Origin of the sequence: Eubacterium callanderi (genome assembly GCF_900142645.1) — a bacterium.
Taxonomy (GTDB): domain Bacteria; phylum Bacillota; class Clostridia; order Eubacteriales; family Eubacteriaceae; genus Eubacterium; species Eubacterium callanderi.
Map to the genome: position 1 here is coordinate 208,625 of NZ_FRBP01000003.1, position 25,987 is coordinate 234,611.

24 protein-coding genes are annotated in these 25,987 nt (G+C 51.7%); 1 reads left to right on the forward strand and 23 read right to left on the reverse strand.

Features of this window, described 5'->3' with window-relative positions; all coding sequences use genetic code 11:
* Positions 1–41: 41 nt before the first annotated feature.
* Together BUC22_RS04905 and BUC22_RS04910 are read right to left on the reverse strand one after the other, a co-directional pair.
* Entirely contained in the window at positions 42–719 is a 678-nt protein-coding gene (locus tag BUC22_RS04905) for a DUF975 family protein (RefSeq protein WP_070081172.1), read from the reverse strand.
* A gap of 23 nt (positions 720–742) precedes the next feature.
* Positions 743–1,435 (reverse strand): 4Fe-4S double cluster binding domain-containing protein, encoded by a 693-nt coding sequence (locus tag BUC22_RS04910; protein WP_073382426.1) that lies wholly within the window; start codon positions 1,433–1,435, stop codon positions 743–745.
* Positions 1,436–1,522: 87 nt separating this feature from the next.
* On the opposite strand from BUC22_RS04910, the gene BUC22_RS04915 reads away from it, so the two are divergent.
* Positions 1,523–2,053: a DUF4364 family protein gene (locus BUC22_RS04915; RefSeq protein WP_013379932.1), complete on the forward strand. Its 531-nt coding sequence runs from the start codon at positions 1,523–1,525 to the stop codon at positions 2,051–2,053.
* Positions 2,054–2,100: 47 nt separating this feature from the next.
* On the opposite strand, the gene BUC22_RS04920 is transcribed toward BUC22_RS04915, so the two are convergent.
* From BUC22_RS04920 to BUC22_RS05020, 21 genes are all read right to left on the reverse strand, one after another.
* Positions 2,101–4,788, reverse strand: a complete 2,688-nt coding sequence (locus BUC22_RS04920; RefSeq protein ID WP_013379931.1) for a calcium-translocating P-type ATPase, PMCA-type — start codon at positions 4,786–4,788, stop codon at positions 2,101–2,103.
* Positions 4,789–5,177: 389 nt separating this feature from the next.
* Positions 5,178–6,434 (reverse strand): ABC transporter permease, encoded by a 1,257-nt coding sequence (locus tag BUC22_RS04925; RefSeq protein ID WP_013379930.1) that lies wholly within the window; start codon positions 6,432–6,434, stop codon positions 5,178–5,180.
* Positions 6,421–7,149, reverse strand: a complete 729-nt coding sequence (locus BUC22_RS04930) for an ABC transporter ATP-binding protein (RefSeq protein ID WP_013379929.1) — start codon at positions 7,147–7,149, stop codon at positions 6,421–6,423. The genes BUC22_RS04925 and BUC22_RS04930 overlap by 14 nt, the downstream gene beginning before the upstream one ends.
* Positions 7,139–8,128, reverse strand: a complete 990-nt coding sequence (locus BUC22_RS04935; protein WP_013379928.1) for an efflux RND transporter periplasmic adaptor subunit — start codon at positions 8,126–8,128, stop codon at positions 7,139–7,141. Before BUC22_RS04935 ends, BUC22_RS04930 begins: the two co-directional genes overlap by 11 nt.
* A 171-nt stretch (positions 8,129–8,299) precedes the next feature.
* The gene (locus BUC22_RS04940; protein WP_013379927.1) at positions 8,300–9,319 is read right to left on the reverse strand and encodes a sensor histidine kinase; all 1,020 of its coding nucleotides are present in this window, start codon (positions 9,317–9,319) and stop codon (positions 8,300–8,302) included.
* Complete coding sequence (locus BUC22_RS04945) at positions 9,309–10,013, reverse strand: response regulator transcription factor (protein ID WP_013379926.1); 705 nt, start codon at positions 10,011–10,013, stop codon at positions 9,309–9,311. The genes BUC22_RS04940 and BUC22_RS04945 overlap by 11 nt, the downstream gene beginning before the upstream one ends.
* Positions 10,014–10,103: 90 nt before the next feature.
* Positions 10,104–12,740 carry a valine--tRNA ligase gene (locus BUC22_RS04950; RefSeq protein ID WP_041690150.1) on the reverse strand — a complete coding sequence of 879 codons (2,637 nt, stop codon included), beginning with the start codon at positions 12,738–12,740 and terminating at the stop codon, positions 10,104–10,106.
* Between the two features lie 166 nt (positions 12,741–12,906).
* The gene (gene fabZ, locus BUC22_RS04955; protein ID WP_013379923.1) at positions 12,907–13,332 is read right to left on the reverse strand and encodes a 3-hydroxyacyl-ACP dehydratase FabZ; all 426 of its coding nucleotides are present in this window, start codon (positions 13,330–13,332) and stop codon (positions 12,907–12,909) included.
* A gap of 2 nt (positions 13,333–13,334) precedes the next feature.
* On the reverse strand, positions 13,335–14,570 hold the full coding sequence (fabF, locus tag BUC22_RS04960; RefSeq protein ID WP_013379922.1) for a beta-ketoacyl-ACP synthase II: 1,236 nt from the start codon (positions 14,568–14,570) through the stop codon (positions 13,335–13,337).
* On the reverse strand, positions 14,567–15,304 hold the full coding sequence (gene fabG / locus BUC22_RS04965) for a 3-oxoacyl-[acyl-carrier-protein] reductase (RefSeq protein WP_013379921.1): 738 nt from the start codon (positions 15,302–15,304) through the stop codon (positions 14,567–14,569). The genes fabF and fabG overlap by 4 nt, the downstream gene beginning before the upstream one ends.
* A gap of 14 nt (positions 15,305–15,318) precedes the next feature.
* Complete coding sequence (gene fabD / locus BUC22_RS04970) at positions 15,319–16,236, reverse strand: ACP S-malonyltransferase (protein WP_013379920.1); 918 nt, start codon at positions 16,234–16,236, stop codon at positions 15,319–15,321.
* Entirely contained in the window at positions 16,233–17,318 is a 1,086-nt protein-coding gene (locus BUC22_RS04975) for an NAD(P)H-dependent flavin oxidoreductase (protein ID WP_013379919.1), read from the reverse strand. The genes fabD and BUC22_RS04975 overlap by 4 nt, the downstream gene beginning before the upstream one ends.
* Positions 17,302–18,258: a DUF561 domain-containing protein gene (locus tag BUC22_RS04980; protein WP_013379918.1), complete on the reverse strand. Its 957-nt coding sequence runs from the start codon at positions 18,256–18,258 to the stop codon at positions 17,302–17,304. The genes BUC22_RS04975 and BUC22_RS04980 overlap by 17 nt, the downstream gene beginning before the upstream one ends.
* A gap of 130 nt (positions 18,259–18,388) precedes the next feature.
* Positions 18,389–19,327 carry a beta-ketoacyl-ACP synthase III gene (locus tag BUC22_RS04985; protein WP_013379916.1) on the reverse strand — a complete coding sequence of 313 codons (939 nt, stop codon included), beginning with the start codon at positions 19,325–19,327 and terminating at the stop codon, positions 18,389–18,391.
* A gap of 2 nt (positions 19,328–19,329) precedes the next feature.
* Positions 19,330–20,136: an acetyl-CoA carboxylase carboxyltransferase subunit alpha gene (locus BUC22_RS04990; protein ID WP_013379915.1), complete on the reverse strand. Its 807-nt coding sequence runs from the start codon at positions 20,134–20,136 to the stop codon at positions 19,330–19,332.
* Positions 20,136–21,005 carry an acetyl-CoA carboxylase, carboxyltransferase subunit beta gene (accD, locus tag BUC22_RS04995; RefSeq protein WP_013379914.1) on the reverse strand — a complete coding sequence of 290 codons (870 nt, stop codon included), beginning with the start codon at positions 21,003–21,005 and terminating at the stop codon, positions 20,136–20,138. The genes BUC22_RS04990 and accD overlap by 1 nt, the downstream gene beginning before the upstream one ends.
* Positions 20,989–22,353 (reverse strand): acetyl-CoA carboxylase biotin carboxylase subunit, encoded by a 1,365-nt coding sequence (accC, locus tag BUC22_RS05000; RefSeq protein WP_013379913.1) that lies wholly within the window; start codon positions 22,351–22,353, stop codon positions 20,989–20,991. Before accC ends, accD begins: the two co-directional genes overlap by 17 nt.
* A complete protein-coding gene (accB, locus tag BUC22_RS05005) occupies positions 22,350–22,799 on the reverse strand; it encodes an acetyl-CoA carboxylase biotin carboxyl carrier protein (protein WP_013379912.1) in 450 nt (149 codons plus the stop codon). The genes accC and accB overlap by 4 nt, the downstream gene beginning before the upstream one ends.
* A 45-nt stretch (positions 22,800–22,844) precedes the next feature.
* The gene (locus BUC22_RS05010; protein ID WP_013379911.1) at positions 22,845–23,066 is read right to left on the reverse strand and encodes an acyl carrier protein; all 222 of its coding nucleotides are present in this window, start codon (positions 23,064–23,066) and stop codon (positions 22,845–22,847) included.
* Between the two features lie 152 nt (positions 23,067–23,218).
* Positions 23,219–24,709: a ribosomal protection-like ABC-F family protein gene (abc-f, locus tag BUC22_RS05015; RefSeq protein WP_013379910.1), complete on the reverse strand. Its 1,491-nt coding sequence runs from the start codon at positions 24,707–24,709 to the stop codon at positions 23,219–23,221.
* Between the two features lie 423 nt (positions 24,710–25,132).
* Positions 25,133–25,939, reverse strand: coding sequence for an amidohydrolase family protein (locus BUC22_RS05020; RefSeq protein ID WP_013379909.1), 807 nt, complete (start codon positions 25,937–25,939; stop codon positions 25,133–25,135).
* Positions 25,940–25,987: the final 48 nt, after the last annotated feature.

The following is a 25,987-nucleotide window of genomic DNA, read 5'->3' on the forward strand; positions in this document are numbered from 1 at the left end:
CAGTTTTTTATTATACCATACTTTCCCCTTATTTGGAAAGCTTAGTTTTGCTTCCTAGCCATAAAATGATCAATAACCGCCTGCCGCTCTTCCTTCAGGCCCATATAAAAATTGGCGAAGGTGGCATTCAGGTAAGGCCCCACCACAATGATGGCAATGCCCAGAGTCACGATGACCAGAAGCCACCACCCGATAAAGGTCAGGCACAGCAGAAAATATTCCAGCTTGTAATCCCGCATCATCAGCTTGCTCAGGGTGATGGCATCCATAAAGGACAGCTCCTCATAATCGTTCAGCAGGTAGTAGGTCTGGGAGTAGCTGATGGCAGCGATAATCCCCGGAATAATGAGCAGCAGCGCCCACAGAAAGGTAAAGACGCCCATGGCCAGATTGGCTAAAAAGCATCGGGCAAACCGGTTGAAGCCTGTGAACAGATCTGCCGCTCCTGCCTCCCGGCCGTGGTACAGGTTCATATAAAAGCGCGCGGCCCCATAGGACAGCGGGCCTGCCAAAACAAACGATACGATGTTTGAAACCCGGTCATAGATTTCCGCGTCCAGATCCACGTTAAAAACCACCTTTTCCAGCAGGAGCATAATGGTCGGCACCCCCGCGATGGCCAGCCATGTGATGAACATGATCAAAATCGCCGGCCCCCAGTGTCCTCTGAGCTGTACCTTAGCAGACAGCTTCATGTCCTGGCTTGTCCTGTTTCTCATTTATTTCTCCTTCTTAAGCGCACTCACAGGTTTTTCCCGAAATGCGGACAGCTCACCATACACAGCCCGCAGACCGAGCCGCGGCCAATGTGCTGGTAGGCTTCCTTCATATACTCGCTGCAGCTGTGGGCGTCTAACAGATAGCTGCGCTCCATGCCCGGCTCCCAAATCGTTCCCTCGATGGACATGGACGGGCAGGCCTTCACGCAGTCCTGACAGCTGCCGCATTCACTCTTTCCAGGAGCGGCCACAATGTCAAGCGGCGCGTCGGTCAGTACGGTTCCCAGCCGCACCGCGGGGCCGTAATCCCTGTGGATAAACAGAGCGCTCTTCCCGATCCAGCCCATGCCGGCAATGACGGCTGCGGTTTTGTGGGCGAAGAGCCCGCGGTATGGGTTCTCGCCCTTTACAGACGGCAGCGACTGTGAAGCCGGAACGGCTACCGCCATCGCGCCCCCTTCCTCGAGGGCCAGCGCCACCCTCAGGGTAATCTCATCAATCAGACGGTTGACAATGCGGTAATGGCTGAAATAGGTGGCTGTGGGCGCGTCGTCCATCTGGGCTAAAATCCCCTTTGACAGGCGCACCACCACCGACACAGCGCCAGGATAGCCCAGGTTTAACCCGTCCGGCAGGCCGCTTAAATCCGCAAAGCCAACCTGTGCCGCCCCAAGCCCCTTTCCCAGAGCCTCTATTTTTTCGTTTAATGGATTCATAAAAATCTTCTCCTTTTACCACATTTGTTTTTAAATCTGTGCTATAATGATAGGGTAACTTCAATTTTTCCAAGGGAGGTTCATCGCGTGCTTAACACTCAACATCAGGCTGAAGATAAGCTTATTATACTATACGTACTCAATAAAATCAAAACCGGCATCACCCGCGAGCAGGTGGCCTTTATCATTATTGAAAACCTGCAGATGAGCTATTTTGACATTCAGCTCTATATCGACAACCTCATCGAGGATGATTTTATCCGTTTATACCAGATGGATGATGATAAAACCGTGGTCGCCATCACCGCCAAGGGGCGGGAGACCCTGAATATTTTTGAGAAGGACATCCCAGCCTATATCCGCGAAATGCTGGAGCTCTACATCTCACAGAACCGGGACCGCATTTTCAGAGAAGTCAAGGTCATCGGCAACTATACAAAAAATACCGACGGCGATTACCAGGTACAGCTCAAGCTCCATGAAAATAACATTGTCCTGATGGAACTGAACATCAACACACCGTCCCAGAAACAGGCGCTGAATATCTGTGACAACTGGAAAAATGACACTCAGAACCTTTACGCTTCCATCATCAAGCTGCTCACGCAGACCAGCTAGCTCAAATAGAAAAGCCCGCAGACCCTTACTGTCTGCGGGCTTTATTTTTATTTGTCCCGGCGTACAAGCCGGCCGATGAGCTTCGTGATTTCCACAACCACCAGCGGCGCCAGTGACGCGGCCACAATGATCAGCCATTCCTGAGGGTTCAGGAAGGTCACGCTGAACAGCGGGTGGGCTGCCGGTATCAGAATGACGGACAGCTGCAGGACCGCTGAAATCAGAATCGCGCCCCACAGGTACCGGTTGGTGAAAAACTGCTTGCTGAACACCGATTTGCTTTCAGACCGGACATTGAGCACATGGGTCAGCTGGGATAAGCCCAGAACCGCGAAGACCATGGTACGTCCCTCGTCCAGGCCAAAGTGGGAATTGCCGTAATTAAAGACAAACAATGAGATGGCCGCCAGCACAACGCCCTGGAAAATAATGCGTCCGCCCAATCCGTGGGCAAAAATGCTTTCCTTGGGATCTCTTGGTTTTTTGGTCATAATGTCATCGTCGTTCTTTTCAACCCCCAGCGCCAGCGCCGGCAGGCTGTCGGTAATCAGGTTGATCCATAAAATATGCACAGGCAGCAAAGGCTGAATCCAGCCGATGAGTGTGGCGATAAACAGGATCAGTATTTCTGCAATGTTACAGGAGAGCAGGAAGTGGACAGCCTTCTTGATGTTCTCGTAGATTCCACGGCCTTCTTTGACCGCGGAGACAATGGTGGAAAAATTATCGTCTGTCAGAATCATTTCAGCCGCCTCCTTGGAGACGTCGGTGCCCGTAATGCCCATGGCACAGCCAATATCGGCCTTCTTCAGCGCCGGAGCATCATTGACCCCGTCGCCGGTCATGGCAACCACTGCACCTTTCTTCTGCCAGGCGTCCACAATGCGCACCTTGTGCTCAGGCGACACCCGGGCGTACACGGCCACATGGTCGATCTTTTCCTCCAGCTCCGCATCCGACATACTGCTCAGCTCCGTGCCGGACAAGGCGATACTGTCCTCGCCGTAGATGTCCAGCTCCTTTGCGATGGCCACCGCGGTATTCTTGTGGTCCCCGGTGATCATAACGGTTTTAATGCCTGCGGTGTGGCACTCATGGATAGAGTCCTTGACCTCCACACGCGGCGGGTCAATCATGCCCGTCAGCCCCACAAAGGTCATATCATTTTCGAGCTCTTCCATGGTCACTTCTGGCTCGCTGTCATAGCGTTTAAAGGCAAAGCCCAGCACACGGAAGGCGTCATCGGACAAGGTTTCGTTGGCCTTTTCAACCTCGGCCCTGGCTTCAGCGTCAAAGGGAAGAGCCACACTTTCGTAGGGAATACTTCCCGTCCCTTTGAGATAATTTCTGCATCGGCTCAGCAGCACATCCGGCGCGCCCTTGGTAAAGCTGTAATAATGCTCGCCGTCCTTATGCACTGTGGTCATGAGCTTACGGTCCGAATCGAAGGGGATTTCATTGACCCTTGGATATTTTTCAAGATACTCGTTTTTCTGATAGCCGAGGCTGGCCGCATAGGCGACCATCGCCACCTCTGTGGGATCACCGATCTCCTTCACGCCGCTGCCGTCTGTCACGATGGACGCGTCATTGCAGAGCAGGCCGATCCGCACAACCAGACGCTCACTGTCGGTAAAGCCATCATCCTTGATATCCTCGGCGCTTACGATCCCGTCATTGGCATAGACCTTCTTGATGGTCATCTTATTCTGAGTCAGCGTTCCGGTTTTATCTGAGCAGATCACAGACGCTGCGCCCAGTGTTTCGACCGCGGGCAGCTTTCTTATGATGGCGTGCTTGGCCACCAGCCGCTGGGTGCCCATGGCCAGCACCACGGTAACGATGGCGGGTAGGCCCTCTGGAATGGCAGCCACAGCCAGACTTACAGCGGTCATAAACATTTCCAGCATATCGCCGCCCCGCACCAGGCCGATAAAGAAAATCACAATACACGCGCCCAGACAGCCCACCGCCAGGATTTTTCCCAGCTCCGTCAGCCGTTTCTGCAGCGGCGTCTGCATGGATACTGTTCCCTGGATCATCCCGGCGATCTTGCCGATTTCTGTGTCCATGCCAGTCTTCGTCACAATAAATTTCCCGCGGCCATAGGTTACGGTGCTGCTCATATAAACCGAGTTCAGCCGGTCGCCCAGCGGCGTCTCGGGGTTGCTCAGATCAGAGAGGTTTTTCTCAACCGCCACCGATTCCCCTGTCAGGGCAGATTCCTGTATCTGCAGGGCTGCGGCCTCGATGAGCCGGCCGTCTGCGGGCACGTTATCCCCGGCGTCCAGGTAAACCACGTCCCCCGGCACCAGATCCTCGGCCTTAATGACCGTCTGCACGCCGTTCCGCAGCACCTTGGCTTCGGGTATGGTCAGCTTTTTAAGCGCCTCCATGGAGTTCTCAGCCTTATTTTCCTGCACCATCCCAATGACAGCGTTGAGGATAACAATGATTAAAATTAAAATGGCATCGCTGATTTCTCCCAGAAACCCGGATATGACCGCGGCAGCGACCAGTACCAGAATCAGAAAATCCTTAAACTGTTCCAGGAACATCCGCAGCAGCGATTTTCGCTTTCCCTCAGCCATTTTGTTTTTGCCGTAGGTCTGCTGCCTGGCGGCTGCCTGGGCATCACTGAGCCCGGTGCGCGCATCGGTGTCATAAACCTTCTCGGTTTCCGTTACGGATAGTAAGAAAGATTCCCTTGACTTGTTGCTTTCTTCGTTTGTCATTCTGTCCTCCTTGAATTATAAATAAAAGACCCTTATCTCTAAATTACCCCGCCTGCCCAAAGACAAACGCGAAATTAGAAATAAAGGTCTTACTCTCAAGTATAACGCTTGATGCTTAGCCGGAGCTTTCGCTCGAAATGACGACTAAGCAGCTCCTTAATGGTTGAGTTACTCCCCTTCAGGGTGCTTTTTATTTAGTTAATTTACTATATTTTAGCACTTTAACCACAGGAAGTAAAGATAAAATTTAAAAACACATAATCCAGGAAATCCAGATGGAGTGTTTAAGCCTGTCAGGGGCAATCCAATAGCGCGGAACCACGAGGGCGTGGTTCCCTACGCCAAAAGGAAGGCAACAGCCAAACTATCCGAAGATCACGGTTTTGCTCTCACTCATACCTCAGGGCTTCGATGGGATCAAGCTTGGCGGCTTTATTGGCCGGGTAGTACCCGAAGAACACGCCGATCGCCATTGAGAAGCCTACAGCCAGAGCAATGGAGCCAAGGGACGGCACCACCGCCGTCTTGAGCAGCAGACCGCCAAGAGCGCCAAAGCCCGCACCCAGCAGGATGCCAAGGATACCACCGATGATACAGATGATCATAGATTCAACAAGGAACTGTATCCGGATGGCGCTGTTGGGCGCTCCCAGAGCCTTGCGCACCCCGATCTCCCGCGTACGCTCGGTAACAGATACCAGCATGATATTCATAACCCCGATACCGCCAACCAGCAGCGATATGCCCGCGATCACCGCAATGGCCATGGATACCTGAGACATGGCAGTGTTCATTTCCTTCATGATGCTTTCCATACTCTGGGCTTCTACCTTGCTGTTGCTGCTTTCAGGATAAAATTTATTGAAATAGGCTGCCGCCTTAGTGGCAAGCTCTGTGGAGCTGACATTTGGAGAAGCCATGAGCATGATCATGCTGTAGCCCTTTGTTGTATCGTTTGTGATGTTCTTGGCGGTTGTGTAGGGAATATAGGCCGTCGAACGGCCGCTGCCGCCCATCGCCACCATCATGGCGCTCTGGGTCGCATCCTCCATGGGGTCCTGATAAACCCCTACCACATAAAAGCTCTCTGTTCCATAGGTGGTTTCCACCTTTATTTCCTTACCGATAGGATCGCTTCCCTCGCCGTACAGATTTTTTTGCATAATACTGGAAATGACGATGACGTTTTTCTCGCCCTCAACATCCCGGTCGCTGATGGCGCGTCCCTGGACGATCTTAACATTTTCAACGGTGAAGTAATCATGATTGGCGCCCGTGATTTTCATCTCCTGCTGTGGGATAACATCAACGGTTTTGGCCGCCCCCACGTTATTGCTGATCTCAAGGCCCTCAATCTCATCGCCGTAGCGTTGTCTGAAACGTTCAATCATCTCATCGGTAATGTTGTCCTCATCACTGTTGGAGTAAGTACCGTCCACATCCTTGGGCATGACGTACAGCTGAATGTTGCGCCCACCCACGTTGGAGAGCGTCTCGTTCAGGGTATTGGACATGGCATCACCAAGAGAGGTGATGGCAATGACCGAGGCGATCCCGATAATGATGCCCAGCATGGTCAGCAGCGCCCGCATCTTGTTGGCGCGCAGCCCTTCCAGGGCCAGTTTAATATTCTCAAGCAAGTTCATGGTGTCGCTCCAATCTCACTCCTGTGCCCGCCCGGGTGCCGACAATATTGCCGTCACTCAGGGTGATAATCCGCTCGGTTTCATCAGCCAGCTCTGGATTATGGGTGATCAAAATAATGGTTTTGCCCTGCTTTTCATGCAGCTCATGGAAAATATCCATGACCATGCGGCCGGTTTTACTGTCCAGCGCGCCGGTGGGCTCATCGGCCAGAATAATGGACGGGTCGTTGGCCATGGCGCGGGCGATGGCGATACGCTGCTTCTGTCCGCCGGAAAGCTCGTTGGGACGGTGCTTTGCCCTGTCCGACATATCCACCAGAGCCAGAAGCTCCTCTGCCCGCTCACGGCGTTCCGCCTTGGGCACGCCCGCGTAAAGCATGGGCAGCTCAACGTTGCTGAGCGCTGTGGAGCGCGGAATCAGGTTAAAGGTCTGGAACACAAAGCCGATTTTCTGGTTGCGTATTTTAGAGAGGCCACTGTCCTTAATGGTGCTGACCAGCAGCTGATCCAGATAATACTCGCCTTCTGTGGGCCGGTCAAGGGCGCCGATGATGTTCATCAGCGTGGACTTGCCTGAGCCTGATGCCCCGATAATGGATATAAACTCGCCATCTAAGACTTCCAGATCAAGGCCATGAAGGATTTCAAGCTCATTGGGCGAACCCACATAGAAGCGCTTCACAATGCCCTTCATCTCGATGATCTTATTGCGCATTGGTGTCTCCTTGGGCAGTATCTGCCTGGGCTGTACTGTTGTTATTTGCCTGCTGCAGTGTGACAGAATCGCCGGCCTTAACCTTGTCAATATCGGTGATGATCTGCATCCCCTCTGTCAGCTGGTCGCCTGAAATTTCAATGGCGAAGTCCGTTTCCGTACCAGTGGTGACAGGTACTTCCTTCACAGTATAGACGCCGTCCTTGGGGTCAGCGGCTACCAGTACACAGCTTTCATTGTTCGCACCTGTGGTCAGCACATCGAATGGAACACTGTAAACGCCGTTTCTTTCCTCAACAATGATGTTGAGACGCGCCTTCATCCCGATCAGCAGACCGCTGATGTCCGAGTCAATGCGGACCCTGGTTTCAAATTCCGGGTTCTGGTTTCCCGAGGAAGCCGCGGCTGTCGCACCTGTGCCGGACGCGCTGGACTGCTTGACAGCAGTGGGGGCGATGCTCTGCACAGTACCGGTATATTCCTTGTCTCCGGTCGCGTCGGTTTTAATGGTTACCTTCATTCCCGGCTGTACAGTCCCCACATCCGCCTCCTTGATATTCGTGACCACACGCAGGCTGTTGGTATCCTCAATGGTAAAGAGCACACCGTTAGCCGGGGCGCCGTTCTGGGCGCTGATGGCTGTCACTGTACCGGAAGTCGTGGCTTCTACACGTTCCCAGGTATCGCTTTTTTCATCGTACAGGCGGCAGAGACGGTCGCCCTTTTCAACCCATTCGCCGACAGATACATCAATATCCCACACCGGAATGCCGGTCATATTGCTGACCTGCTCTACATAGGTGCTCTCAACCGTACCGTTGGTCGAAACCGTTCTCTGAAGATTGGTCTTCTCGAGGGCTGTGGTTTTGACAGCGGCCGCCTGCGGCTGGCTGGTGCGCGTACAGGCCCAGACGCCCAGTGCTACGACAACGACTGCCAGTATGACAAGCGTAATAATGATACTTTTTTTCTTATTCATGGTGCCTCCATTATTTGTTTTGTTGTGAATCATTTTAACATAAAAACATGAAGAAATTCGGGCTGAAATCTAAAGATTTTATTAATATTTGATCTGTAATCGTACATCATGTGTTCTTTTTGCGGAACAAAATAAAAAACAGCACCGGACCGCCTGACGGCAGGGTTTTGGCTAATACAGCGGCAGAGTCCAGATCGCCACAAACTCACCTTTCTCAATCCAGCTTTTAAAGGTCCCTTCATGGCGCTCCGCAATTTTTTCACAGGTTTTCAGTCCTATGCCAAAGCTCTCGCCGCCACTGTTTTTGCGCACCTGGTTTGTCTGGATAATCCGCAGGGTATCCGGCTCCAGCATGACGTCAAAGCTGATGGGCCGCCGGGGATCAGCGTATTTCAGGGCATTGGAGCAGAGATTATCAAAAACGCGCCGAAACTGCTGAATATCCACATTGATGGCAAAGCCCTCCGCAATGCTGTCCTTTACCTGGACGGTAAGTCCCTTTTCCTCCAGCAGAAAAACGCTCTCTGATAAAACCTGTGCCAGCAGCTCGTTGCCGTCGATCAGCTCGTAATGGAACATGACCTCCTCATTCTCTGCCACTGAATGGCTGAAAAGGGCTGTGGTAAGGTTTTTGATCTGACAGGCCTTTTCCAGGGCGTTATTGATATAAACTGCTTCCTCCTCCGGGCTTTTGACTTTGCCGTCCCTGATCAGATCCAGATAGCAGATCACTGAGGTCAGCGGTGTGCGGATATCGTGGGATATGGCGGTGACCATCTCATGATTTTCACGGATCGCGGTCTCACGCTCGTTTATCTGCTTTTGCAGTGTGCGCCGCATATCGTTGAGCTGTATGGCCAGCGCAGTCAGCTCATCATCTCCTTCCACAGGAATGGGATACTCCAGCCCGCCGCCCTCAATGATCTCAATGCCATGCTCCAGGGTATGAATATAACGGATCTTTTTATGAAACAGCTTTAAAAACACGACGAAAAGCACCGCGATGGTCACCATGTAGGACAAAAGCTCCACCGTCTCGCCTGAGATACCGTTCTCACGGATAAAACAGTTCAGCAGCAGCGTGGTGGCAACCCCTGAAGCCAGCGCAATGACAAAGGAAATGCCAAAGTATTTCATGATTGTCAGCCCGAGCTTCGACCTGAAAATACTTTCCTCCTGCTTAGTCAACATAGTAGCCTTTTCCCCAGGCGGTTTTAATATACTGGGGCTCCTGAGAATTATCTTTGAGTTTTTTGCGCAGGTTTCGGATATGCACCATGACCGTGTTGTTGGCAGAGTAGAAATAGGGCTCGTTCCAGATGCTTTCGTAAATATTCTGGGCAGAGAATACCTTTTTCCGGTTGTCCATCATGAGTTCCAGTATCCGGTACTCAATGTCGGTCAGGGTGACGATCTCCCCGCCTATCTCGACATTCTGCGCATCCTTGTCCAGCACCAGGTCGCGGATCACCAGCTTGTTGCTCTTTTCCGCCGGCGCGCTGCCCTGGTACACATAGTAGCGGCGCAGCAGGGATTTCACACGGGATACCAGCTCGGTATAGGAGAAGGGCTTGGACAGGTAATCATCACCGCCCACAGAAAAACCCATAACCTTGTCGGAATCCTGGTCCTTGGCTGTTAAAAATAAAATGGGCACCCGTGTCTTTTCCCTTATCTCTGAACAGGCCTTGTAGCCAGATTTCTGGGGCATCATGACGTCCAGTATGATCAGATCAATGGAATCATCTGTCCTGTCCACTGCCTCCTGACCGTTTTTAGCCTGAACGACCTCAAAGCCTTCTGCTGTCAGCAGAATTTCTACCAGCTCACAAATATCCTGATTGTCGTCTGCAATCAAAATCCGTTTCTTTCCTTCTTCGTTCATGGGAACTCCTTTCATTTAGTCGGCAATAAATACAACTTTCCTTTAAAGAAAAGGCGGAAGTCTCCTTCCGCCCTGTTCTGTTTTATTTTCTTACTGATTGTAATAGGCCAGGCGTTCCAGCACTTTATCCAGCATTTCCTGATATTTGCGCTGTTTTTCACGCTCGCCCTCCACGACCTTTTCAGGCGCCTTATCTGTAAAGCCCTTGTTGGACAGCTTTTTGTCCACACGGTCCAGCTCCTTCTCAAGCTTGGCCTTCTCGCCGTTCAGACGCTCAATTTCCTTTTCCTTGTCTACCAGCTCGTCCATGGACAAAAACAGCTCTGCGTCTTCGACAACAGCGCTCACATAGTTTTCCTGAACGTCATCTTTGACAATGGCGGAGATTCCAGAGACAGAGGCCAGTTTCTCGAAGTAAACAGCCGACTTAAGCATCAGCTCCCCACGTGCCGCATTGTCTGTGATGACAAAAAGCTGCGTTTTCTTGGCGTTTGGCACATCCATCTCGGAACGGATATTGCGGATGCTCTTGATACAGGCCATCAGGAAGCGGACATCCTCCTCTTCCTGCTTAAAATGCAGGGCTTCGTCATATTCCGGCCACTCAGACACAATGATGGCCTCGCCGGCACCTGGCAGGTAGCCATAAATTTCTTCGGTGATAAAGGGAATGACCGGATGCAGCAGCTTAAGGATGTTGGTCAGTACCAGGTTCAGGGTGTACTGCGCCGCTGCCTTGGTGGTTTCATCATCGCCGTACAGTCTTGGTTTTACCAGTTCGATATACCAGTCACAGTATTCGTTCCAGGCAAAATCGTAAACTTTCTGGGCTGCGATTCCCAGCTCGTATTTATCCATGTTCTGGGTCACATCCCGTACAACGTCGTTCATGCGGCTCAGAATCCATTTATCAGTATTTTCCAAATTGGCAAGTGCAGCGTCCTGCTGATCCATGATATTTTCATCCAGATTCATCAGCACAAAGCGAGCGGCATTCCAAATTTTGTTTAAAAAGTTTCTGCTGGCTTCCAGCTTTTCGTCCTGCCAGCGGATATCGTTACCCGCAGAATTCCCTGTGATGATCGAGAAGCGCAGCGCGTCTGCGGAGAACTGCTCAATGATTTCCAGCGGATCAATGCCGTTGCCCAGAGATTTGCTCATCTTGCGGCCCTGGGAATCACGGATCAAACCGTGGATATAGACATCGGCGAAAGGAACCTCACCCATGTTGTACAAACCCATGAAGATCATGCGGGCAACCCAGAAGAAAATAATGTCATAGCCAGTCACCAAAACATCGTTGGGATAGAATTTTTCCAGATCCGGGGTTTTCTCCGGCCAGCCCAGGGTTGAGAAGGGCCACAGCGCAGAGCTGAACCAGGTGTCCAGAGCGTTTTCGTCCTGTGTAAAGTGGGTGCCGCCGCATTTCGGACAAACTGCCGGCATTTCCTTGGCGACAACCATCTCGCCGCAGTCATCACAGTAATAGGCGGGAATCTGATGTCCCCACCACAGCTGACGGGAAATACACCAGTCGCGGATATTTTCCATCCAGTTAAAGTAAATCTTACTGAAACGGTCCGGCACAAACTGGGTGTCACGGTTTCTGACTGCCTCGATGGCGGGTTTTGCCAGAGGCTCCATCTTTACAAACCACTGCTCAGAAGTCATGGTTTCAACGGTAGTGCCACAGCGGTAGCACTCGCCGACATTGTGGACGTGATCCTCAATTTTTTCAAGAAGGCCCAGCTCCTTGAGATCCTCCACAACCGCCTTGCGGCATTCATAGCGGTCCATACCAGCGTATTTTCCAGCCAGCTCGTTCATGGTGCCGTCCTCATTCATGACATTGATTTCTTCAAGGTTATGGCGTTTTCCGACTTCATAGTCATTGGGGTCATGGGCAGGGGTCATCTTGACCACACCGGTTCCAAATTCCACATCCACATAGTCATCGGCAACTACCGGAATCTCCTTGTTCACCAGCGGCAGGATAACGGTTTTGCCTACCAGATCCTTATAGCGTTCATCATTTGGATTGACCGCTACGCCGGAATCGCCCAGCATGGTTTCCGGACGGGTTGTGGCAACAATAACGTAATCGTCGCTGCCCGCGATGGGATAACGGATATGCCACAAATGGCCTGCCTGCTCAGCGTACTCTACCTCCGCATCAGAAAGGGCGGTTTTACAGTCCGGGCACCAGTTTATAATACGGCTTCCCTTGTAGATCAGGCCCTCTTCGTATAAACGGACAAAGGTTTCCTTGACCGCCTCGCTGCAGCCTTCATCCATGGTAAAGCGCTCGCGGTCCCAGTCACAGGAGGCGCCGAGCTTTTTAACCTGCTCACGGATACGGTCCTTATAGGTCAAAGCCCAGTCCCAGGCACGCTTGAGGAACTCCTCGCGTCCCAGTTCTTCCTTGGTTTTGCCTTCCTCATTACGAATTTTTTCAACAACCTTTACCTCGGTGGCAATGCTGGCGTGGTCCATCCCCGGTACCCACAATGCCGCATAGCCCTGCATTCTCTTGAACCGGGTGAGCACATCCTGAAGAGTGTCATCAAAGGCGTGGCCCATGTGCAGCTGCCCGGTAATATTCGGCGGCGGCATCACAATAGTAAAAGATTTTCCGCCTTGGTGTACCTCGGGCTTAAAATAGTCCTTTTCCTGCCACCAGGCATATATACGGCTTTCTACGTCCTTCGGATCATAGACTTTTGACATTTCTTTTTTCAATCTGCTTACCTCTCTCTATGTTAATGTTTTTAAACCGTGATAAATTTTTCGATATTTTATTATTATACCAAACCATCGGCTATTTTGAAAGGGTGGACTGAAAATTAGTTGTAAAATTAAAGACCGCTTCAAAAATGGAAGCGGCCCTTTTTTATTACTGCTGAACCGCGAACATCAGCTCACATTTCACAGCCTTTTCGCCGTCCACGGTTGCCAGCGCATCCGCAAAGCCGATCCCTGCCCGGAACCCTTTGAAGGTGACATCCAGAGTCAGTTTATCCCCTGGAATGACCTGACGGTGGATACGTGCTTTGTTGATGCCTGCAAACAGCGCAAGCTTACCCTTGTTTTCCTCTTTGGACAAAAGCAGCACCGCGCCCGCCTGGGCCAGCGCTTCAATGACCAGAACGCCGGGCATGACATGCTGCTGCGGAAAATGCCCCATAAAGTGCATTTCATTGGCCGTGACACATTTGACACCCACGACATGGTCGTCCTCCATCTCAATAATCTGGTCTACCAGTAAAAATGGATAACGATGCGGAATAATTTCCTGTATCTGATTTGAGTTTAACAGCATTTTCAATCCTCCCATTTCGCAAACGCCAGAGTTGCGTTGTGTCCGCCAAATCCAAAGGAATTGGAGATGGCACAGTGAATATCCTTTTTCACGCCTTCGTTTGGCACCACATTCAGGTCGCATTCGGGATCGGGCACCTGATAGTTCAGAGTTGCCGGCACAAAGCCATCCTGAAGGGCCTTAACTGTGATAACCGCCTCTACAGCCCCGCTGCCGCCCAGCAGGTGCCCGGTCATGGACTTGGTAGAGGAAATCATCAGCTCTTTGGCGTGATTGCCGAAAAGTGTCTTTACTGCCGCTGTTTCACCTTTATCATTCAAGGCAGTGCTGGTGCCGTGGGCATTGATATAATCCACATCGCTAACCGCCAGTCCGCCGTCCTTTAACGCATTTTTCATGGATTTTACTGCACCGCTGCCGTCCTCAAGAGGAGCGGTAATGTGGTGCGCGTCACAGCTGGTGCCATAGCCCACGACTTCGGCGTAAATCTTCGCGCCTCTGGCCTTTGCGTGCTCCAGCTCCTCGAGCATCAGGATACCTGCACCCTCACCCATGACAAAGCCGCTGCGCTCCTTATCGAACGGAATGGACGCGCGTCTGGGGTCATCGCCGCTGTAAAGTGCGCGCATAGACTGGAAGCCCGCAATGCCGAGGGGCGTGATGGTGGATTCGCTGCCGCCGGCCGCAATAACGTCCTCGTAGCCAAAACGGATGCGGTGGAAGGCTTCCCCGATAGAATTCGTTCCTGAGGCACAGGCCGTCACACTGCTGGAACAGATACCTCTTGCCTGTAAATCAATGGCAATGTTTCCCGGCGCCAGGTTGACAATGGCCATGGGGATAAAAAACGGCGATACCCGGCCCGGTCCCCGGCTGTTCAGTGTTTCGGTGGATTCCTCAATCTTGCGCAGTCCGCCGACACCGGAGCCCACAATAACGCCAAAACGGTCACGGTCGAGCCCGGAATCCTCAAGACCTGCATCTGCATAAGCCTGCCTGGCTGCAATGCGGGCGAACTGCGTAAAGCGTTCGTTAAACTTCATCTCCCGTTTACTGAAATACTGCTCAGTGTCCAGATCCTTAACCTCAGCGGCCAGCTTAACCTTGTAGTCACTGGTATCAAAGGCGGTGATCTCGCCCACGCCGCAGCGGTTTGCCTTTACGCTCTCCCAGGTTTCGTCAAGGGTGTTTCCAATCGGGCAGACAATGCCCAACCCTGTTATCACAACACGTCTCATATGCTCATACCTCCATCAATACTGAAGACCTGCCCGGTCATATAGCTGCTCTTATCCCCTGCCAGAAAAACGGTCAGGTCGGCCACATCCTGAGGGGTGCCGTAACGTTTAAGCGGGATCTGGCTCAGGATCTCTTCCTGCACCTTTTCGGACAAAGCGCCACTCATATCACTCTCGATAAAGCCCGGCGCAATGGCGTTGGCGGTAATATTTCTGGACGCGAATTCCTTGGCGGTTGTCTTTGTCAAAGCGATGACCCCGGCCTTGCTGGCCGCATAGTTCGCCTGTCCGGCATTGCCGCCGATACCGACGACTGAAGCCATATTGATGATTTTCCCCTTCTTTTTCTTTAGCATGACCTTGGATACATACTGTGTGCAATTAAAGCAGCCTTTGAGATTCGTGTCGATAACCCGGTCAAAGGCTTCTTCCTTCATGCGCAGGATCAGCGCGTCATCGGTAATACCCGCATTGTTGACCAGCACGTCAATGGTCCCAAACTCAGTGACCACCTGGTCCACCATCTCTTTGACCGCTGCGTTATCTGCCACGTTGCACTGGCAGATCATGGCACGTACGCCGAAGGCTTCGCATTCTTCTTTAACGGCAGCGGCCTTTTCAGCGTTTCCGTTGTAGTTGATGGCTATGTTATAGCCTTCCTTTGCCAGATTCAGAGCAATGGCTCTGCCGATTCCCCGGCTGGCACCGGTGATCAATGCTGTTTTATTTTCCATTTCTATCTCCTGATTTAACGAAGCGCTTTACACACCGCTTCAAAAGTCTCCATATTTTCCACGTTCATCACTTTTACAGACCGGTCAGTTTTCTTGACAAAACCGCTGCATGCCTTGCCCGGACCCACCTCGATAAAGGTATCGACGCCCATGTCAATCATGCGGCGGATGCCCTTTTCAAAATAAACCGAGGAATGGATCTGCTGTACCAGTACAGCTTTCACAGGCCTTGTCTCAACATCGCCGCTCACGTTGGAAACCACCGGGATCGACGGCGTTTTGATCTCAACCGTATCCAGTAAATCGGAGAGCTCCTTTGAAGCCTCCAAAAGTAATGAGGAATGAAAAGCGCCGCTGACATTAAGCGGCATGACACGCCGCACACCGCGTTCAAGGAGCAGTGCCCTGGCCTTTTCTACTGCCAGGGTTTCACCGCTGATCACGATCTGTCCCGGACAGTTATAGTTCGCCACCTCGCAGACGCCTAAATCAGAGGCATCTGTGCAGGCCTGCCGGATGGTCTCGGCGTCAGCTCCCAGCACTGCCGCCATCATACCGGTGCCCTTTGGCAGCGCGTGGGCCATGAGCTGGCCTCTTTTGCGTACAACCTTCAAAGCGTCCTTCAGCGTAAACGCCCCGCCGTAGGTCAGGGCTGTGTACTCGCCAAGGCTCAGCCCTGCGGTAATATCCGGGATAACGCCCTCCCTTTTAAGGCAGCGCGCCATCACATAGGATGTGATCAGCAGACAGCTCTGGGCATAAGCGGTATCATTGATCCTGTCCTCCGGCCCTTCAAAGCAGCACCTGGCCAAATCAAAATCCAAATCATTATCTGTATAAAAATCCCGGACCTCTGGAAAAGCATCGTAAAAATCCTTTCCCATGCCTGCCTTCTGGGCACCCTGTCCGGCAAATAAAAATGCAGTTTTCATATTTCCTCCATCAGTCTGCTGGCTTCATCCACACAGCTCTCCATGATCTCTCTGACACTGGTCAGCGCCTTCATACGGTACGCGTTGGTTCCGCAGAAAAACAGGCCCTTGTCCGCATTCCCCTCAACAGCAGCTATCAGCGCGCTCTGAATACAGTAGGGCGCCTTTGCCGGATCGCAGGGCTTCAGACAGTCCACACATTTGTCCGGTGGAATACGGCCCTCGCGGGACAGCCGCTCAATCAAATCTGTTTTCACAGCTCTCCCCGGAAAGCCGACCGGGCTTTTGACAATTTCGATGTCCTCTTCCTCTGCGTTCAACAGCACAGCCTTGTAGGCCTCCGCGCCGTCACATTCATAGGTTCCGATAAACCGGGTAGCCATCTGTACGCCGTCTGCGCCCAGCTTCAGAAAACGGGCAATATCCGCTCCGTCGTAGACACCGCCTGCTGCAAAGACAGGAATCTTCCGCCCAAACTTTTCTTCAAAGCCGGCGGTTTCCTTTTTAACATCCGCGAGAATCTCCTCAAGGGACGGGCATTTGCCTTCAAGCAAGTCGGCTTCCTTAAATCCAAGGTGGCCGCCTGCCAGGGGCCCTTCAATGACAATAAAATCTGCGGTCCGCCCGTAGTGCTTATCCCAGGCTCTTAAAATGAGCTTGGCTGCCCGGCCGCTGGACACAATGGGCGCAATGGCGATGCGGTCATCCTCCACATATTTAGGAAGCTCCAAAGGCAGCCCTGCCCCAACGATGATGGCGTCCACAGCGGCGTCTGCCGCAGCCCGCACATAGGCCTCAAAATTTTTGAGGGCCGCCATGATATTAACACCCAAAAGTCCTCTGCCGCCTGCGGTCTCACGCGCTTTTTTTACTTCTCCCGCAAAGCCGCGGATATTGGCAGCCAGGTTGTCCGCCAAAAAATCGGGCTCACGATAGCCGGGATGGGCCATGGATAAAACACCCATGCCGCCGTTTTTCATCACATTGCCCGCCAGATTCGCGAGGGAGACGCCAACGCCCATGCCGCCCTGAATAATGGGAATCTCCAGCATCTTATCTTTAATCTTAACACTCTTTACCATAGATCAGTTCCTGACTTTTTTTCTCAAAGGCCTTCTTATCTTCTGCCGCTTCCGCCAAAAGGGTGTCGATAATCTGTGAGAAAGGCTTGACTTCCTTACACATGGCTGCAACCTGGCCCATCATCAAAGAGCCGTTTTTTACATCGCCCTCCACAACCGCTTTTCTCAGGGAGCCCAGCGTCAGGCGCTCCATTTCTTCCCGCTCAATCCCCTCGCGCTCGATTTTCAGGTACTCTGTTGTCATGGCGTTTTTCAGAACGCGCACCGGCGCATTCAGGCTTCTGCCTGTCACGACAGTGTCACGGTCCTTTGCCTTGATCACTGCTTTTTTGTAGTTTTCATGGATCGGGCACTCCTCTGCAAGAAGCAGGCAGGTCCCAATCTGAATCCCCTCTGCTCCCAGGCAAAGCGCAGCGTTCAGCTGTCTGCCGGAAGCGATGCCGCCGGCTGCAATCACAGGTACGTCCACTGCTGCGGCTACCTGCGGGACGAGGGACATGGTGGTAATATCGCCTATATGTCCGCCGGATTCGGTTCCTTCAGCAATGATGGCGTCTGCTCCATTCTGTGCCAGGCGCTTGGCCAGCGCAACGCTTGCCACCACTGGAAAAACCTTAACACCAGCCTCCTTCAGCGCGTCCAGATATTTGCCCGGATTTCCTGCGCCAGTGGTTACCGCCGCAACCTTTTCTTCAATTAAAACCGTCATGATATCATCAGAATGGGGGTTCATCAGCATGACATTGACGCCAAAGGGCTTGTCGGTCAGCTCACGGCAGCGGCGGACTGCCGCACGCGTTTCCTCACCCGTCATGGACCCGCTCGCGATGATACCAAGACAGCCGGCATTTGAGGCCACCGCCGCAAACTCCGGTGTGGCAATATTCGCCATTGCTCCCTGGATAATGGGATACTTTATGTTCAGTAGTTGATTGATCAATTTTATACTCCTTGCTACTTTTTATGCATAAGATTTATGAATGGAAAATGAAGGAACAAATCGGCAGAGCCGATTTGATTATAATCAAATTTGCGGCGCAAATTCGTCCCATAATTTTTCATTTTCAATTTTAAATTTCGATCAGCGCTCCAGCCCAGGTAAAGCCTGCGCCAAAGCCAGCCATGATCACCTTCATGCCAGGCTTCAGCAGTCCCTTTTCCGCCATCTCCGCGTAGGCGATGGGAATGCTGGCAGAGGAGGTGTTGCCGTAACGGTCAATGTTGACATAAACCTTGCTCCGGTCAATCCTTGCCTTTTTAGCCACATAGTCGATGATGCGGATGTTGGCCTGGTGCGGGATGATCCAGTCAATGTCGGCGATGGTGAGGCCGGATTTTTCCAAGGCCCTGTCCACTGCCTCCGACATGGCTTTTGTTGCAAAGCGAAAAACCGCATTGCCATCCATGGTTACCGGCCGGTGCACTGGAAGTGATTTTGTCTCCAGCGCCCCTGAAGAATCCCCTCTGGCCGCCGCGTAAAAACAGGACTGTCTGGCCGGGTCTGCCTTTAACACCATGGCGCCTGCGCCATCTCCGAAAAGCACGCAGGTGCTCCGGTCCTCCCAGTCCAGCACATTTGAAATCACCTCAGCCCCCACCACACAGGCATGGTTTGCCTGTCCTGTTTCCAGTAAAGCTGAAGCCACATTCATAGCGTAGAGATAGCCCGAACAGGCTGCGTTGACATCAAACGCCATAACCGGCAGCTCCCTTATTCCAAGCTTTTCCTGGATCAGGCAGGCGCAGGAGGGCGTGAAATTTTCTGGCGTAAAGGTCGCAGTGACAATACAGTCAATATCCTCCGGTTTCAGCCCGGCACGCTCAATGGCTTTGGCTGCCGCTGCATATCCCAGATCCGAGGTAGTCTCATGCTCTGCGATAAAACGCGCGCCGATTCCAGTACGGCTCCTGATCCACTCGTCGCTGGTATCAACCTTCTTGGCCAGATCATCATTGGTCACGCAGTTTTCCGGTACGGAAAAAGCGCTTGATAATATTTGTATTCCCATTGCTACGCTCCTATTTTTCGGAACTTCTCATAGCGTTCTGCTGTCAGCTCCATTGTCTTTTTCCGGCCCAACGCCCTGAGGTCACGCTCAATCAGAGCGTCCATCTGTGAGACGACGAAATCCACGCACTGCTCCACACCATCTTCCGGTTCACTGATGATTTCATCCACAATGCCCTTGCGGTGCAGATCCTGGGCGGTAAGCTCCATGACCTCAGCCGCCTCCTGCACGCGTGAATCGTCCTTCCACAGGATACTCGCAAAGCCTTCGGGCGACAGTACCGAGTATACAGCATGTTCCATCATATAAATACGGTCTGCCACACTCAGGGCTAAAGCGCCGCCGCTGCCTCCCTCACCGATAACCAGGCACAGCACCGGCACTTTGAGGTCTGAAAAAACCTTGAGACATTCGGCAATGGCCGAGGCCTGTCCCCGCTCCTCTGCTCCCCTGCCCGGGTAAGCGCCGGAGGTGTCTACAAAGGTGATGACCGGCCGTTTGAATTTTTCGGCTTGTTTCGCGAGACGCAGCGCCTTGCGGTAACCCTCGGGGTTCATCATTCCAAAGTTGCGGTCAAGGTTCTCCTGGAGGTTGGTTCCTTTATTCTGTGCCAGAATGGTAACCGGCTGGCCGTGAAAAAAACCAACGCCCGCCAGAAGCGCCTGATCGTCACCATACAGGCGGTCGCCGTGCAGTTCCATAAAGCCGTCAAACAAGGCGTCTATATAGGCCTGAGCGCGGGTGCGTTCCGGACGTCTGGCCATCATCACCTTGTCCCAGGCCGTCCGTTTTTTGTTTTCTTCTGTCATCAACCTCTCCTCTCATGAAGGACCAGCAGCTTTTCGATGGTTGATTTCATCTGGCTGCGGTGCACAATGGCGTCAATGGCGCCCTTTTCCAGCAAAAACTCTGCCTTCTGGAAATTCTCCGGAAGTTTCTCCTTGATGGTATTCTCAATCACACGCTTGCCTGCAAAGCCGATAAGGCTGTCCGGCTCAGCGATGAGAATATCCCCGAGCGTCGCAAAGCTGGCGCTGACGCCTCCGGTGGTCGGATTGGTCAGAACACTCAGGTAAAAACCGCCGGCTTCTGAAAAGCGTTCAAGGGCTGCGCTGGTTTTAACCATCTGCATAAGGGAGATGATTCCTTCCTGCATCCGCGCGCCTCCGGAGGCACAGAAGATTACAAGGGGGAGTCTTTTTTTAGCGGCAAGCTCGATCAGACGCGTGATCCGTTCGCCAACGGCACTGCCCATGCTGGCCATCATAAAACGGCTGTCCATGACAGCCACAGCTGTCTTTTTGCCGCCAATTTTCCCAATGCCAGTCAGTACCGCCTCAGACATGCCCGTCTGGCGCTGGCAGGAATCAATTTTCTCTGTATAGCCTGGAAAGGCGTCGGTATCCACGTTGACCAGATTTTTATCAATGGCTGAAAAGCTCCCTCTGTCACAGATCTGGCGTACTCTCTCTCTGGCGCTGAGCTTGTAGTGATAGCCGCATTCGGGGCAGACATACAGGTCGTGCATCAGCGATTCGGAGGGGGTGCTTGCCTTGCATTTCGGACAGGTAATAAACACGTTGTCCGGTATGTCACGGCCCTGCTTTTCCTTGATGGCGTGGCGCAGTGTCTTGAACAGCGTCAGCTTGTTTTTTCTTTCCTTAAACGATTGTTCCATTATCCTTCAGCTCCTGTACAAAGGTATCGACATAGCCGGTGTCAAAGCGGCCCTTGATAAATTCCGGCTCATGCATCAGCACATATAAAAATTCCACATTGTTGGGAACACCCTCAACGATCAGTTCTTCCAAAGCGATCCGCATTTTCTTAATGGCCTCCAGACGGGATTCACCGTTTGTGATGCATTTTAGGATCATGGAATCGTAATAGGGCGGAATATCATAGCCGTTGTAGATGGCTGTATCGACACGCACACCTCTGCCTCCCGGAAGGTTCAGAAAGCTGATATGTCCTGGTCTTGGGGCAAAATCCGCGCTCACATCCTCGGCGTTAATCCGGCATTCGATGGCGTGGCCAAGACAGTGGATATCCTCCTGTTTCAGGCTGCACTTTTTCTTATCCGCAATGCGGATCTGCTGCTTGATCAGGTCGATGCCTGTGATCATTTCGCTGATGGTATGCTCAACCTGTATGCGGGTGTTCATTTCCATAAAGTAATAACGCTCTGCGCCGTCCCACAGAAATTCAATGGTTCCAACGCTGTTGTAGCCCACGTAGCGGCTGGCCTTAACCGCATCGGCGGTCATAGCCTCCCGTATCTTTTCTGGAAGACAGCAGCATGGGGCTTCCTCAACAATTTTCTGGTTGCGGCGCTGAAGCGAGCAGTCCCGCTCAAAAAGATGCAGGACATTGCCGTAATGGTCTGCCAGAAGCTGTACCTCGATATGCTTGGCGCTCTGCACGACCTTTTCGACGTAGACGCCGTCGTCGCCAAAGGCTGTCCTCGCCTCTGCCCGGGCTGTGGTATAGGCGTCAATAAAATCCTCCTCGGATTCTGCGATGCGCATGCCACGACCCCCGCCGCCGCTTCTGGCTTTAATGAGCACTGGAAACCCAATGTCCCTGGCCACCTGAAAGGCCTCGTCCAGCTCTACCACACCTCTGGAACCGGGAATAACAGGCACTCCAGCCTCGATCATGGTTTCCTTGGCTCTTGCCTTGTTGCCCATCATCTCGATGACATCGGCGTCCGGACCAATAAAAATAAGCCCGCATTGTTCAACCAGACGCGCAAAGGCTGGATTTTCAGATAGAAACCCAAAGCCCGGATGGATCGCATCGCAGCCGGTGAGACAGGCGGCGCTTAAAATACGCTGCATATTCAGATAGCTTTCATCAGATTTCGGACCGCCGATGCACACCGCCTTGGTGGCGTACTGTACATGCAGCGCGTCCTTGTCTGCTGTCGAATAAATCGCCACCGTTTCGATGCCCATTTCCTTGCAGGTCCGAATAATCCGGACGGCGATTTCTCCGCGGTTGGCGATTAAAATACGTTCAATCATTGGACCTCTCCAATACAAATGATTTTTTCATCATATTCCACCATGGTTTCATTATCAACATTGATGGCTGTAATGACGCCGTCGCGGTCGCTGCGGATTTCATTCATCATCTTCATGGCCTCAATAATGCACAGAAGGTCTCCCTTCCTGACGGTATCCCCTACCTTTACCAGCGGTTCTCCGTCTTTGATGTTGGAACGGTAAAAGGTACCTACCAAAGGCGATTTCACCCAATGGCCTTTGGCTTCCCCGCAGACTTCAGCCGCACTGGCATCCGGCACTGCCGCCGGAACCATTGTCTGTTTAACAGCCGGCACTGCGGCCACGACGGCACTCTCTGTTCCTTTTTCTAATTTTATGGTAACGTCCCCGCTCTGCAGCTCCATTTTTGAAAGGGCGGAGCTGTCAAAGATCTGGACTATTTTTTCAAGTTCGTTAATGTTCATCCGTTTACCTGCCTGTGGGTACCGGGGAGCTTGCTCCCCAGCCCCTTATTTATTTTCAACGATATTCAGAATATCCTGAACTGTTTTTAAATTTGCCAATGCGTCGTCTTCGATACGGATATCAAATGCGTTTTCAAGTTCCATGGCCAGTTCAACGGCAGATAAAGAGTCAATGCCGAGGTCTTCCTGCAATTTTGCTTCAGGTACAATTAAATCCTCATCTACATTGATCGCTTCTACAATAATTTCTTTAACCTGTTCTAACACAATTACGTCCTCCTTAAAATTACTTACAGGTTAAAAGTATATCCGAAATGTTTTCAATTGTAAATAGTTTTATATTAAAATATTTTTAGGCTACGATTTCATTCGCATTTCTTAAATACTTTTAAGATAAAACAATCTCGCACCGCCCTTTTTCATCTCAGCGCCACCACTTTTGTCGCCACATTTTCCATAAACATTCGATCATGCTCCACAAAAAGCATGGTCGGCTGATACTGACAGATCAAATGCTCGATCTGTATGCGGGACAGCACATCAATAAAGTTCAGCGGCTCGTCCCAGATATAGAGGTGGGCCGGTTTACACAGGCTTGCTGCCAGCAGCACCTTCTTTTTCTGACCACTGCTGTAGTCCTCAAGGCGTTTGTCAAACTGCTCTCTGGAAAAGCCCAGTTTTCTGAGAATCGTCTTAAGCAGGCTCTCGTCAAGGCTGTTTTCACGGATATAATTTCTCAGGCTCCCGGCCAGAAAGGAGGTGTTCTGGGAGACGTAAGAGTATTCAAGGTGTGTTCCAATGATGAGATCCCCTGTGTGGCAGATTTTCTCACCCAGAATTGCTTTCAGGATACTGGATTTTCCACATCCGTTTTTACCGCTGAGGGCCACCCGGTCGCCCCGGTTCACCTCAAAGCTGACATCCTCAAAAACCGTTGTGCCCTCATAGGTGATGGAAAGCCCTCTGGCTTCAATCAGCCTGTTTTTAGAGTAGCTCAGGGTTTTGATGGCAAGCTCATCGGCCCAGTCAATGTTTTTCAGCAGCTTTGACTTTTCCTCAATGGCTTTTTCCTTTCTCGCCTCTGTAACCTTCGAGCGCTTCATCATTTTTGCGGCCTTATGCCCCACATAGCCGCGGTCTGGCTTCAGACCTGCCACAAGCTTTCGGCTCGCGCCTTTCTTTGTTTTCTCCACAGCGTCTGACCATCCGGCGGTCCGTCTGGCTGCCGCGGTCATTTTCGCGATTTCTTTTTTCAGCTTTTCATTTTCCCCCAGCTCATACTGGTCCTGCCGCTCTTTATTCTCCGCCCATGATGTGTAATTTCCCCGCTGCACCTCAATATCCGTATTGCTAATGGACAGAATATGGTCCACGCACTGGTCCAGAAAATAGCGGTCATGGGAGACCAGGATAAACCCGCGCTTGGTGTTCAGGTACTGTCCCACCAGCTCTCTGGATGCCATGTCCAGATGATTAGTGGGCTCATCAATGAGCAAAAACTGGTTTTCTCTCAGAAAGAGAACCGCCAGCAGCACCTTGGTCTGTTCTCCCTCACTTAATGTACTGAAAGGCCGGTACAGGACATCGTAGTCAACCTCCAGCATGGAGAGCTCTCTCTGGAGCTCCCAAAACGCGTAATTTCCGCTTAGTGAATCCACCACGTCGATGGTATTCCGCTCTCTCTGCTCAACCTTAAAGGGAAAATAAGAAAAATCAACCGACGCGGCAATGGTACCGCTGTATTCATACTGGCCCATCAAAAGCTTTAAAAAAGTAGTCTTCCCTTTACCGTTGCGCCCGGTAAAGCCCAGCTTCCAGTTGGTATCAAGCTGAAAGGACACTTTTTCAAAAATCGTATCATAGCTTCCGTCGTAGCCAAAAGTCAGATTTGATACATTTATTAACGACATACTTAACCTCCTGATAAAAAGGATCACATGATGCCGCGAAAACCATTCTCTGCATCATGCGTTCGTTTCGATACCGATCATCCGCCAATGCTTCTTATTCGCTGGCAAATTTGGACGAAACGTCAAAAAACCGCAAGAAAGCATAACCTTCTTGCGGTTCAAAAAATGCACAGATGTCATCAGGAAAGTATCCTGACATACCGAGACGGACAGAATTTGTCTGTCTCCTCTGTCTATATTTTATGAGCGATCAGATCGTTATCTTTCTTGCTGAAGCACACCAAAAAGACCCGGCAAAGCGGATTGGTACACTTCCATATTAAAATACTTAGCAAGAAAAATTACGCATCTTCACATCTCCTGTTCTCTTTTAGATTTCGAAGTTATTATAACAGCATTCTGTGCTGCTGTCAACACGGTCTGTCAAATGCCAATGAGCCTTTCGGCGTTTTCGTGGCAGATCATCTCCCTTTCATCCCGGGTCAGGCCCACTGCCTCAAAAAATGCCAGATCCTTGGCCGCGTCTCCCCAGGGGTTATCAGTGGCAAAGATAAACCGTTCGGCGCCGTAGATGTCAATCAGACGCCTGTAGGCTTCAGGGGCAAAGGTATAGGAGGCAATGGCCGTATCAAAGGTTACGTTGGGGGTATCCAGATAAATATCCTGCGGCGGATTGCCAAAGTACAGACCGCCGGTGTGGGCGGCGATAATGGTCAGCTCTGGAAATTGCCGTGCCATTTCCACCACGGCCTCTGGCGTGGCATGGATGCAGCCGGGTGAGATGGGGTCATATCCGGTATGAAAGACCACCGGCAGCTTTCGGTCGCTGATGGCCTGGTACATCGGGTACAGCCGCTTTTCATTGATGAAAAACCCCTGGTAATCGGGGTGGAGCTTTATGCCGTGAAATCCCATTTCCACAATACGGCTAAGCTCGAAGAGATAGTCCGGCGCATCGGGGTGGACAGTGCCAAAGCTGATAAACGCATCGCTGTGATTCTGGACATAGGCTGCAAAATCGTTGACGCTTTTCTGCTGGTGCGGATTGGTAGCGATGGGCAGCATGACGCCCAGATCAACGCCCCATTCTTTCATATTTTTTTCCGCACAGCCCAGGCTCCCGTCGCCATAATAGGTCAGATGGTGGTTGGGGTCGGTCTTTGCCAGCTTTTCAATGGTTTTCGGGCAAAGCTTGTCCGGAAACAGATGGACATGTGTATCTATTAACATAACTTTCACCTCAGTTAATCTTTTCTACTTATTATAACCTTGATTTTT